8 protein-coding genes are annotated in these 12953 nt (G+C 54.4%); 3 read left to right on the forward strand and 5 right to left on the reverse strand.

The window, feature by feature from the left end; translation table 11 throughout:
- Window positions 1–129: 129 nt before the first annotated feature.
- Together CLV44_RS09845 and CLV44_RS17325 are read left to right on the forward strand one after the other, a co-directional pair.
- Window positions 130–3093: a transporter substrate-binding domain-containing diguanylate cyclase gene (locus tag CLV44_RS09845; protein ID WP_146139991.1), complete on the forward strand. Its 2964-nt coding sequence runs from the start codon at window positions 130–132 to the stop codon at window positions 3091–3093.
- Between the two features lie 112 nt (window positions 3094–3205).
- Complete coding sequence (locus CLV44_RS17325) at window positions 3206–3379, forward strand: hypothetical protein (protein WP_170069311.1); 174 nt, start codon at window positions 3206–3208, stop codon at window positions 3377–3379.
- A gap of 230 nt (window positions 3380–3609) precedes the next feature.
- Here the strand turns inward: CLV44_RS17325 and CLV44_RS09850 are convergent, their stop codons facing one another.
- From CLV44_RS09850 to CLV44_RS09870, 5 genes are all read right to left on the reverse strand, one after another.
- Window positions 3610–3801, reverse strand: a complete 192-nt coding sequence (locus tag CLV44_RS09850; RefSeq protein WP_106591951.1) for a YjfB family protein — start codon at window positions 3799–3801, stop codon at window positions 3610–3612.
- A 99-nt stretch (window positions 3802–3900) separates the two neighbouring features.
- Window positions 3901–6753, reverse strand: a complete 2853-nt coding sequence (rapA, locus tag CLV44_RS09855) for an RNA polymerase-associated protein RapA (protein ID WP_342748487.1) — start codon at window positions 6751–6753, stop codon at window positions 3901–3903.
- Between the two features lie 82 nt (window positions 6754–6835).
- Window positions 6836–7420 carry a uracil-DNA glycosylase family protein gene (locus CLV44_RS09860; protein WP_211298115.1) on the reverse strand — a complete coding sequence of 195 codons (585 nt, stop codon included), beginning with the start codon at window positions 7418–7420 and terminating at the stop codon, window positions 6836–6838.
- Window positions 7417–8022: a GDSL-type esterase/lipase family protein gene (locus CLV44_RS09865; RefSeq protein WP_106591963.1), complete on the reverse strand. Its 606-nt coding sequence runs from the start codon at window positions 8020–8022 to the stop codon at window positions 7417–7419. Before CLV44_RS09865 ends, CLV44_RS09860 begins: the two co-directional genes overlap by 4 nt.
- A 17-nt stretch (window positions 8023–8039) precedes the next feature.
- Entirely contained in the window at window positions 8040–9446 is a 1407-nt protein-coding gene (locus CLV44_RS09870) for a hypothetical protein (protein ID WP_106591953.1), read from the reverse strand.
- A gap of 111 nt (window positions 9447–9557) precedes the next feature.
- Between CLV44_RS09870 and CLV44_RS09875 the strand changes: the two genes are divergently transcribed.
- Window positions 9558–12842 carry an AfsR/SARP family transcriptional regulator gene (locus CLV44_RS09875; RefSeq protein ID WP_170069313.1) on the forward strand — a complete coding sequence of 1095 codons (3285 nt, stop codon included), beginning with the start codon at window positions 9558–9560 and terminating at the stop codon, window positions 12840–12842.
- Window positions 12843–12953: the final 111 nt, after the last annotated feature.

Consider the following 12953-nt stretch of genomic DNA (forward strand, 5'->3'; position numbering starts at 1 on the left):
CCTGCACCTTCACTCCGCAGTATAAACTGGGCTAACCTTACCTGATTGTACAAAGACCACTGCATTCGAGCTGCCAGCAACACGGTTGGTGTGACTTCGGCATTGTGCCTATCAGACAGGGAACGATCTGTGACAGTCATCTTACGCACACTTTTATCCACCCTTTTGCTGCTCCTGGCATTAATTACCCCAGCCTCAGCCACGGTGAAGCTCAGCACGGCAGGACAGTTACTCGTCGCCGACGGCAAGGTTATCGAAGTTGCCGTGATGTATGATTTCGTTCCTTTCTCTTATGTTGAAGACGGTGTCCACAAGGGCTTTGTTGCTGACTTGCTGACGCTGATCGAAGCCAAGACCGGTGCCCGCTTGAAAGCCCGCGTAGGCGAATGGGGTGACAATCTGGAACGCTTGCGGCAGAAACAGGTTGATGTCATAGCCGACGTTTCCTTCAAGCCCGAACGCACATCATTCGTCCTGTATACCACCCCCTATTTTGAAATCCCCACTGTCGTCTTCACTGACAAGGCATTCGGCAACTACCGCAGTCCCGCGGACTTGTCCGGCAAGCATGTTGGCGTTCTACGTAACATTTTCTATATCCGTGAACTGCGCAAACGCCAGGACATTCGCATCAGTGAATATGACGATTATCAAACCCTGACCCGAGCACTGGCATTCGGGGAGATCGACGCGGCCATCCAGAATTTGACCTCCGGCTATCACTACGCCACCCAGAACGCCTATACCAACATCAAAATGGCTGGCGAGTTTACGCTGGACAATGTGGGCCGTGAAGATCTGCGCTTTGGCGTCCGCACGGATCGCCCGGTGATTCAATCACTGCTGCAAAAAGGTCTCGACAACATCTCGGCCGACGAATGGAAGCAACTGACCAACCGCTGGGTCGGCGTTACCTCAGGTGACTTGGTCGAACGCCGTCAAACCGCCGCACTGACCCCCGAAGAGCGTGAGTTCGTCAAAAATAATCCGGTCATACGTGTACACAACGAGCAGACTTTCGAACCCTACAGCTTCTTTGAGAACGGCCAGCCACTGGGGCACTCGGTGGACTTCATGCGCCTGCTGGCGCAACGAGCCGGGATGGAGATCGAGTTCATCAGCGGCTCCAGCTGGAATGACTATCTGGAGATGCTGCGCACCGGCGAAATTGATGTAATGACTAACATCGTGCGCAGCCCCGAGCGTGAAGCGTTCATGCACTTCACCACACCCTATCTACGCTTGGCACAAGGTATATACCACCGCGAAGATGCCGCTCCGATAAGCACCATGGACGAGTTGAAAGCCAGCGCATTGGCATTACCAGAAGGGTTTTATACCTACGAAGTCCTCGGTCAGCAAAACGGTTTCAGCATACAACCGACTCAGGACAGCCTTGAAGCCTTGATGCGTGTCAGCACCGGTGAAGCAGACGCGACCATCGAAATCATGAGTGTCGCCGAGCATCTGCTGCATAAATATGCGGTACCCGGCGTAGTTGGCTCCAATCCACATCAGGTTATTGCAACCGAGCCCCTGTCGTTACGTCTGGCAGTCACACAAGGAAAACCCATGCTGCACCAGATCCTGCAAAAAGCCATGGATAGCCTGAGCGAGCAGGAAAAACGCCAGCTGCAGCAAAAATGGACCGGACACGGAGCACGCAGCAACAGTTATATCCATCTGACCGGTGAGGAGCTTGCCTGGATGGAATCCCGCGCCGCCATCCGCATCTGTTCAACACAACAACGGCTGCCCTATGAGCATATGACCGATAACAAGACTCATATCGGCCTGTTTGCTGACCTGCTCGATATCATGCGTCATAACGCGGGCCTCACGATCAGGCTCGTTAACGTCAGCAACTTTAATGAGGCCTTGCGCCAACTCAAACGTGGCCAGTGCGATCTGATCTCTCGAGCCCCACCTGCATTGAACGATGCAGACATCAGCCTGAGCCAACCCCTCCTCGACAGTACTCTGGTCATTGCAACCCGATTGGATGAGCTCTATGTACAGGACTTCTCCCAACTGGAGTCCCGCACGTTGGCCGTATTGGAGGGCAGTCATGTGCATCGATATTTGGCATATACCCAGCCCGAACTCAGCCTACACACATACCCAAACATGGATGCCGCCATGACCGCCGTGTCCAGGGGCGAGGCGTTCGGCCTGATCGATACCCTGCCCAGCATCAGCAGCGCCATTGTGACCGGACACCACAGCGAGATCAAAATCTCCGGCGAACTCGTCTCCCAGTATCCCGCGCTACTGGCCACACGCAGTGACGATCTTCTATTGCTGCAAATCATCAATAAGGCAATCCAGTCAATCAACGCCGAGCAGTTTGAAACCATCACTACCCGCTGGATGCGAGCACCCATACTTGCCGAACCGCCCAACTATCGTCTGATGACACAGGCTGCGCTGGCGACACTGATACTGATTGCACTGATGCTGGTCTGGAACCGCAAGCTGGCACGGCTCAACCATCATATTCAGGACAGCCGCAACCAGCTGATGACCGCTCATCAGGAACTCCAGGTCAAAAACCGCATGCTGGAACAACTCTCTACCACCGACCGACTGACCCGCTTGCGCAACCGTCTGTACCTTGAACGCAGTTTCGAACAGCAACTGTACAAGGCTGAACACGATCCTGATTACACATTCAGCCTGTTATTGGTCGATATTGATCATTTCAAACAGGTCAACGACCGCTTTGGTCATGAACAGGGCGACGCAGTTCTGACCGATTTTGCCGCCATTCTCAAGGGCAGCAGCCGTGAGCAGGACATCATTGCCCGCTGGGGCGGTGAAGAGTTCATGCTGATCTGTCCCGCGACCCGTATCGCCGAAGCGGAAGCCCAGGCCAACCATCTACTGCGAGCCATACGACACCACACGTTTGCCGAGGTGGGCACCTGTACCGCCAGTATCGGGGTGGCCACTTGGCAACCGGGTGACAGTTACAAAACCCTGTGCCGCCGCGCCGACCAGGCCCTGTACCAGGCCAAGCGTTCAGGGCGCAACCGGGTATGCCGACAGGAGTACGCCCCTGCCGAAGCGAAATCCAAACCTGCCACCATTTGACCTGCACCAGACACTCTGCTAAAGTCTATGCAATGTATATACATTGTTATTACATTTAGTGCGGCCTGTTTTTTACTTTACGCTTTAGCCATTCCGGCACCGGAGGCATTCAATGAGTGGCAAAAAAAAGAGCAAAGTAAAAAACAGTCAGCTCGTCATTCGTATCAATAATGAAGAACGTGATCGTTTTGTGGAACTGTGTGACGAACTGGATACCAGTGCAGCACGCGAAATACGTCGTTTCATTCGCAGTTTTGTAGCCGAGCATGATTCGGCACAGGAATAACCCCCAACCCATCGGAGATTCTGATAATGTCCAAGCAGCTGAAAGCAAAAGAAGTCAAAAAACTGATCAAAGCCCGTAAAGCCAAGATTGCAAAGCACGAAGGTAAACTGAAAAAGCTGACCAAGCAGCTGAAAGCCGCCAAGTAAGCCAAACGGTTGATACAAAAAAAGACGCCCGCGGGCGTCTTTTTTATTGCATAGTCAGCAGTCAAGCTCGGGGCCGATCAGTCATCATGCCCGTGTATTAATGTTTTGCCCCAGAGGGCTCGACAGGTCTACCGCTGGCGTCACGCTATCGATCAACTGCATCACCTGTTCACCCACCATCTCCATATGGTCTTTGGCCAGGTTATGCGACTTCACCGAGTGGTCGGTTTGTGTCTGCAGGTTGCTCATGGCGGTACTCATGCCAGCAATATTCATCGTCTACCCCTCTGTTATCTCGATCTGTATCTCGATCTATCGGTAGCAGTCTACGCTCATATGCATAGACTACCCTGATACAGCTCACCCTCTCGACACTTACTCGCGGACCAGAATGACCCTGATTGCGTCCAGCTTCAGCTCCATACCCTGCAATGCAGTTTCCATATGTTCGGTATCTGCCTGCAGTGCATCCAACTCCTCCGGTCGAATCATCGGATTGACCTTGGCCAGTGCTGCCAGTCGCTCATATTCGGCGGTACGCTGCTGGTGCAGGCTTTCCAGTGCCTGCTGACGCAATGTATTCAGACGACTGTCCACATTGCGTTCGGCCGCTTTGAGCTGGCCGGCAATCTGCTCACGCGCCAAACGTACCATCTTCTGACCAGTCGCACGGCTAACGGTCTGCAGTAACTGGTTCAACGGTTCATGACCGAGAGCAGCTGACAAGTCACGTCCGTCCTGATCGACCAGCATGCGCACGCTACCGGTCGGCAGATAACGCTCCAGCTGCAGATAACGCGGGGCTGTACAGCGCAACTCATACACCAGTTCCAGCAACAGGGTGCCGGCCGGCAGCGGCGGCAGCTTCAGCGTACACACCGTACAGTTGCCCAGCTCACCCGTACTGATCAGCTCCATGGTTCCGGTCAGCAATGGATGCTCCCAGCTCATGAACTGAATATCCTCACGGGACAAGGCACGCTCGCGGCTGAATGTCAGCGTCACGCCCTCTTCCGGCAACCCCGGAATATGGCACAACATATGCTCGCCGGGGTGCAGTACCAAACCATCAGGCCCATGCGGCTGAATGTCGATACCGAAGCGGTCAAACAGTTTTTCCGCAAACGCCTGCAGCTGTTCACTGCCTTCCGCCGCTGCCACTTCGTTCAGCAATTGTGCCGCACGCTGCGGATGACAGCTGCTGATCTCCAACAGTCGGTCACGCCCGCGTGACAGATCCAGCTCCAGATTTTCGCGCGCCTGACGCGTTTCGGTCACCAGCGTTTCAAGCGCAGCCTCGTCTTCCGGTTCACGCAGACATTCAAGCAGCTGCGGTGCAAAGCGACGGTACAGCGCATCACCGACCGCACACACGCGGCTGAACGCATCAAGACCTTCATCGTACCAACGCAACAACACCGCTGCGGTACCGCCTTCATAGACCGGTACATGAATCTGGATATCTTCACGCTGACCAATACGGTCCAGACGACCGATACGCTGTTCCAGCAGGTCTGGCGTTAACGGCAGATCGAACAGCACCAAATGATGGGCAAACTGGAAGTTGCGCCCTTCACTGCCGATCTCGGAACAGACCAGCACCTGGGCACCCTGTTCTTCTTCAGCAAAGTAGGCCGCCGCACGGTCACGGTTCACCAGGCTCATGCCTTCATGGAACACCGCCGAACGCACCCCTTCACGCAGATTCAGATGATCTTCCAGTGCTACCGCCGTCTCGGCATGAGCACAGATCACCAACACCTTTGTACTGCGGTTCTGTTTCAGCCATGCCACCAGCCACTCGACCCGGGTATCGGCGTCAACCCAGTCAGCGCCAATGATTCTCTCCGGATGCAGCCAGGCTTCCGGTGCCACTTCTTCGTCGAACAGCGCAAGTTCCGGCGGCATTTCCAGCCATTGGGTCTGCAACTGGCGCTGCGGGAAACCTGCAACCGTATCGCGAGTGTTGCGGAACAGCACGCGTCCGGTCCCCTGACGGTCAATCAGCTGACGAATCAGTTCATGGAGCGCCTCCGGCTGTGCAGTCGCCTCCAATGCCAGCCAGCGTGTCACCGCATCATCACCCAACCGCTCGGCCAGTGCCGACTGCAAGGTCGCATCGGCTCGCAGCACGTCGCTGCCATCATCACTCAATAGCGGCTCGATCAGAGCATTGAGTTGCAGGTAAGCATGCTCTTCATCCAGGAACTGCTGCAAATCAGGGTAACGTGCCGGGTCCAGCAAACGCAGGCGAGCAAAATGCCCCTCTGGCCCCAGCTGTTCGGGGGTCGCCGTCAGCAACAGGAGGCCCGGTGTCGTCTGCGCCAATGTTTCGATACAGCGATATGCATGGCTGGGCGCTTCCGCACTCCAGCCAAGGTGATGGGCTTCATCCACGACCAGCATATCCCACCCTGCGGCCTCGGCCTGGACCTGACGGGCCTCAGAACGGGTCAGCAACGACAGCGGGCAGATCACCAGCTGGCTGCTTTCAAACGGATTATCCTGACCACTGGCTTCAATATCGGCGCAGCGAGCTTCATCCAGCAGGGTGAACATCAGGTTGAAGCGGCGCAGCATCTCCACCAGCCACTGGTGTATCAAGGTATCCGGCACCACCACCAACACGCGTCGAGCGCGACCGCTGATCAGACGCTGGTGCATCACCAGGCCGGCTTCGATGGTTTTACCCAGCCCCACCTCATCCGCCAGCAAGGCACGCGGTGCCATGCGGCCACTCAATTCACCGGCAATATAGAACTGGTGCGGCAACAGCTGGACGCGCGCGCCGAGCAGGCCGTAGGCAGCCGATGCACGCAGACGATGTTGATGATCCAATGAAGCTACACGCAGTTTGAACAGGCCATTACGGTCAATCTGACCGGCGAACAAACGTTCCTGAGGGCGGCTGAAGTGAACCGCACTGTCTAACTCCAGCTCAGGCAGGATAATCTCCTCACCCTCGGCATTCACTCCACTGTAGATGAAGCAATCGTTGTGTTCGAAGCGTTCGACCACTTCCATCTCGTCACCGAGCAGGTTGCAGACCTTGTCACCCGGCTCATAGGCAACCCGACTCAACGGCGCATTATCGGCGGCATAGGTGCGTGTCTCTTCTGCCGCTGGAAAGCGGATCTCGACACGACGGTTTGAGTATTCAACGACGATACCGAGGCCAAGCTCAGCTTCACTGTTACTGATCCAACGTTGTCCGGGTACGAATGGCACTTGTGACAAAATCTGACTCCCTTTAATACAGGGCGGCAATTTTAGGCGTTAAGCCCTCAAGACTCAAAGCCTTACACGCCTGTTATGCATATTCAGCCCGAATTTGTGCAATTCGTTCCTTGAGTTCGGGCAAGAGTTCCTGTTCAAACCATGGATTGCGTTGCAACCAGATATTATTGCGCGGGCTGGGGTGCGGCAAAGGGATATTTTCAGGCGCATAGTCACGCCAGTGCCGGACCCTGTCGGTCAGATTGGGCCCCTTGCCCAAATGCCATTCCTGCGCATAGCGTCCTACCAGCAACGTCAGTTTGATGTTCGGCAGCAGGTCCAGCAACGGCTGACGCCAGGCACGTGCGCACTCCGGCCGCGGCGGATTGTCGCCGGATTTGCCTCGGCCCGGATAACAAAATCCCATCGGCAGAATAGCTACCCGTTCAGGATCATAAAACTCATCTCGACTCATCCCCAGCCAGTCACGCAAACGCTCCCCGCTGGGATCATTGAACGGAATGCCGGTGTCATGGACTTTCACCCCCGGTGCCTGCCCCACAATCAGCAAACGCGCACTGGAGGCAGCCTGCACCACCGGGCGCGGACCCAATGGCAGGTAGTCGGCACAGAGGCGGCAAGCACGCACCTGTTCCAGTAACTCTGCCAGCGCCGTCACAATGCACCTTCTGCCTGCAAGGTATCGTGGATGCCTTCGGCCAGTGCTCGATAGCCCTGTGCATTGAGATGAACGGCATCGGATTTCATGGCGGAGTCACGCAGCAGACCGGATAACAGACCTTTAATAAAGACCAGATCATGGCGTTGTGCCAGTTCGGCATACAGAGGAGCGGCATCCGAAAACAGTTTTTTCTCCGGCACACCCAACAACACTACCTGCACCCCCTGCGCCCTGGCCATTGAGATCATGGCATCCAAGTTGCGCTCCAGATCGGTCGCGGGCCGGTTGCGTAGAATATCGTTACCGCCATGCAGCAAAATCAGCAGGTCCGGCTGTACACTGGCCAACTCCTCGGCCAACCGGTCTCGCCCCAGCGCCGATACTTCACCGGACACCCCCGAAGCCACCACCTGCCGACCTGACAGCTGGCTGAGTACCTGCGGATAACTGTGTTCAGCCGCAGCACCCACTCCGACCGTCAGGCTGTCACCAAATGCCAGAATGACCGCATTGTCATGCAACGGCTCCAGCCGATGATCACTGCAGCCTTGCAGTGCCATGAACATCAGCAAAAGTACCGACTGTACGATTCGTTTCACCATATGCACCTTGAATATCACCAGAAATCCGCCATGAAAGCCGCGATGGTCAGGCCAAAAATCAGTATCCCGGCCGACTTGAACAATACTGGCAACCACAGCACCCAAGCTGGCGGTATACGCCGCTGCAGGGTGTATGCAGCAGGATCGGGGCGATAGCTGATACCGGTAATGCTGCACAGCGTTGCCATTAATGACTCCACCTCCTGCTGTCCCTGAATGCCGTCTCCCAAGCGCACCCGTTGGCCATCGTGCATATATGCATCAATGGCATAATCCAATTCGGAGTCCACACCCTGTCCGGTGCGACCGACAACCCGCTCCGCCAGCCCCTCAACGTCATCAACGGCGATTCTGCGCTGTTTGCTCAGGAACAGAAAATGCCGCGTGGTTACCAGTTCCTGCGAACCGGCCTCCAGCCGCAGGCTGTTGCAGCGCATATAAAAGCCACTCAACAGCAGCGCAGGGCTGAACAAACCAAACCCCAGCAGGATCATGCCCTGCACCATCAATGCAAAATAGCTGGGGCGCTGCGAGTTCAATTCATCCCACACGTTATACGCCATGAAAGCAGCAACGCCGGTAAACACTAACCCGATTATCATAAGTATCCAGGCGGTCTTGCCACTGCGTCCAGCCGGAAAATCGATGCTCAGGGTACTAGTGTCGACCACCGCCTGCTGCCAGGAACGCGGCGACTCCTGCGCCGCTTCAATCGATTGTTGCCGCTCCCGCTCAGTGAAACGAAAATCAGACGTTTTTTTACGTGCCTCGGCACTGACCGGCACGGGAAAGGTGGCATCAAAGCCACTGTCGGGAACTTCGACATGCACTGCCCACCAGCATTGACGGCGACCTTGGTCAAAGCTGCTGGGGGGCTGCTGCTCAGACAGCGGCGCACAAAACTCGATACGGGTACCCTTGATCGAACGCATCCGTCTGAACACTGCCGGTGACTGCCAGAGCAGTTGATCGTTTACGCTGGCATTCTTGCCCGTGGTCACCACCCGCCGCATACAGTTAATGGTGATCTTTACATCCACATCAGACGGCAGATCCAACGGGATTGTCAGGCTACCACCCAACTCACCATCAAGGGCCGCCGGCACCGGGTCCAGGGTCATGACCAACGCTCGCTGCTGACGCCAGCGCACGTACTCACGCAGTACACGAGGGACGCCCAGCAACCCTGTCAACAGCATGACCGGCAACATCAGTAACGGATTAAAATCCGCAAAGCCAGCGGTGATAAAACGTTTGATCGCAGGCTCAAGTACTGACCACTGCTGCACGGTCAATGCCATCATCGTGACTAGATACCCCAGCGTAATACCCGCTGCGGTATAGAAACGGGCATTGACCTGCTCCGGTCGGCTTTGCCCTCGCTGCCAGTCCTTGTTGACAGGCCATGTCGGTTCTTGCATCAAAAACGTATCCCTGAACACTAAAATCTGACAGTCTCGGTGCCTTACAGACACACAAAAAATATAGTTATACTACTGTTTTGCATGCGTGTCCCTCCAAAGACACCCATTATGAATAAGCAAAAAACACCTATGACCGGACCCATTTTGTCCGGTGATATACAACATGCTCGGGACATCAGCTTTTTGCCTATGGACAGTCGCTCTTTACTCACCGCCAACATGCCCGACGCAGGCCTTACAAACATCATTCGTCGTGACCGGCTACTTAACCCGCTCAACGAAACGTCGGCACCCCTCATTACGCTTGCGGCACCGGCAGGGGCTGGCAAAACGACGCTGATTGCCCATTGGCTGGAGTTACAGGCACAGCCGTACATCTGGTTACAGCTCAGCTCCCAAGACAACAACCCGGCTACCTTTTTCGACCGTCTCAGCCATGCCGTTCAACAGAGCACCCCACCACAGCATTGGAACCTGCCTCCCCTGCCGGATAGCGCGGCGCCGTTGCCGGACGCCTTCGGCAACACGCTGTTTTCCGCACTCATTGAACAATCCAATCAGCCTTTGACTCTGGTACTGGATGATTACCATACACTCACGCAGGACGCCTCACTCCACACACTGTTGAACGACGTGATACAGACACAGGCATCACCGTTCAGATGCATTTTAATTAGCCGGAACAACGACTACGGGCATTTCATCCGCCTCAAGGCACATCAACAACTATTGCACTTCAGCGGGCCAGACTTGCGTTTCACACGGGATGAAACTCGACAATTTCTGGCGGAAACCACCGATATAGAATTACCCGAAGTCAGCCTGCACAAACTGGATACGCAATTGGGTGGATGGGCCGCTGGACTAAAGCTCATAACCAAGGCTGCAGGGAACAATCTGCTGGCGCAGCTGACGGTTCAACCACCCGCTGCACAGAGCTCGCTTCATGGCTGGCAGACGGATATCCATGCCTATTTTGCCAAAGAGGTCATGGCTGGTTTGAGCAATCAGGAAATCAAGCTGCTGCTGATCACCTCATTTACCCCGTTCACGAATGCACCCATTGCTGTCAGCCTGAGTAAGCTGACTGATGCAGGCCAACTCCTCACCTCGCTGCACGGCCGCAATCTATTTATTGAACATATTTCAGATACAAACACGGCCTACCAGTATCACCCGCTGTTTCACGACTACTTACAGCATGAAGCCCGACACCGGTTCACACAACGGCAATACAGGGCACTGGGACTACGCTCGGCACGTCAACTGAATGCTCACGGATTTCCTGAGCACGCCATTGATCTGTTCCTGAGCTTGAAAGCCTACCGACAAGCCCGTACTGCCATTAAACAGCATGCAAACAAACTCATTACAGAAGGGCAGGTCCGCAGGGTTTCTCAGTGGCTTGCCCAAATCCCGACTCAACTGGTCATAGAAGACCCTTTGACCCTGCTGTTACTCGGGCAGTGCTGCTTACTAACCAACTCTGACGGCGCGCTCGACTCCTTGCTAGCCACCGCAGATACATTTTTACACCAGGAAATGTACGCAGCCGCCATCCAAGCCTACGGTAAATATTTGCAAGCCGTCACGATATCAGGCATCGATTATCGCGCGGTCGATACCTGCATGATCAAGCTGGATCCATTACTGCCAAACAACGACCCACAGATTCAGGCTGCCTTGGCTGAAATAGCCAGCACGGTCTTGTTCGCTCTCAGTTTTCGCGACATGAAACATCCGTCGCTACCCACTTGGAGAGCCCTGGCCGAGTCTTCACTTCATACGCAGACTGACGCCACTCTGCTATTAAGCAACTGCAACCAGCTCATGATGTTTTATCTCCATGCCGGTGAGATGCTACATATCTGCAGAATCATGGAGACTCTGGTGTCTCCCCTGCGCAGCAAAACAGCATCCAATCCCGCCCTGCATCTGCAAACACTGGTCATCGAAGTGTATTACAGAGGCCATGTCATACAAGATGTACAAAGGGCAAAGACATTGGCCCAGCAAGGCATTGCCCTGGGCCAGAAAACCGGCATTACCCTCTATGAATTCTGGTTCAGATACATGTTAGTCGTGATCGCCATTTGTCAAAATGACCTGTCACTTGCCGAAGCTGAAATTAACGACCTGCAAGCTAACATTATGATGTTTGGGGGCAGTAGACGCGCTGACATATTTCATTTGAGAGGCTTTCTCGCATTGGCCCGGCAAGACTGGGGACGCGCCCGTGCAGACCTCCAGCAAGCCCAGAACATATTTAAAAGTGCTCACACTCCCTATTCGGAACACTGGACCGGGCTGATGCTGGCCGTAGCCCATTATGGGTTGGGCGAAACGGATCAATGCCGCAGCCATATCATGCATACAACCCGCATGGGATGGCTGGGTTCTACGCATCTGCAATACCACTGCCTGACGCTCTCCGCCTGGGTAGAACTCAACACCGACAACCCAGAAACGGGACTCAACCTGCTTGAACAGGTTTTCACTCTCGCCCGCAAGCAACAGATGACATTTATTCCCATGATTGGCCAGCAGCCTTTTATTCAACTGTGCCAACATGCATTGGATGCCGGGATCGAAACGCCCTTTATTCAGCGTGTCATTCTGGGCAACAATCTGTCGTTAGAGGGTGCGTCACGATGGAATTTATCCTGGCCCAGAGAGCTGCGTATTTATACGTTAACGTCGTTCCAGATTGTTGATCATAGATCCGAGCCACCGGCCATCATTGAACTGCAAACAAAGCCGCTCATGCTACTCAAAGCCATTATTGCTTTTGGCGGGACAGACATCCCCATACGGACACTGTGTGATGCACTCTGGACAGATACTGAAGGTGATGCCGCTTTGCGTGCATTCAAGGTCAACTTGCACCGACTACGCAAAGGACTGGGTAGCGAAAACTGTATTGAAATAAAGAATAATAAGGTGTCTCTCGCTGCAACCTGCTGGGTAGACGCATTAATATTTTGGAAGAGTATGCCGCTCGGCACGACTCACTGCACACAGCAACTGCGTACACTGGTCCAATTATACCAAGCCCGCTTTTTGGAAGGTGATGCACCCATTCCCTGGATCAAACATGCACGTGAACGCATACACCAGAATTATCTGCGCTTGCTGGAACATCTTGGCCAAGTTTTAATGCAACACGATCAAATAGGTGATGCCATCATCTATTTTGAAGAGGCATTACTGGCCGACCCATTAGAGGAAGACTATTACTGCAACTTGATGCAATGCTACAGCCAACTCCAACGTCCAGATCGAGTAGCCAAAACATTTCACCGTTATTGCACAGCGTATCGCGACCACTTGGGCATACAACCCTCCCCCCGGGCCAAGGCTCTTCATGAACGACTCTTAAAAGCAACACTTTAACCCTGACCGGAGCCCTGCTCCGGTTTTTTTCATTTTCTTTCGTTTCAGCCCCGTTTTGTATCCTTTTTGTATCCTCCTCGGCATTACCCTGTCCGTCTTTATATCTGTTGA

The sequence above is a fragment of the Marinobacterium halophilum genome (assembly GCF_003014615.1).
GTDB classification, from domain to species: Bacteria; Pseudomonadota; Gammaproteobacteria; order Pseudomonadales; family Balneatricaceae; genus Marinobacterium; species Marinobacterium halophilum.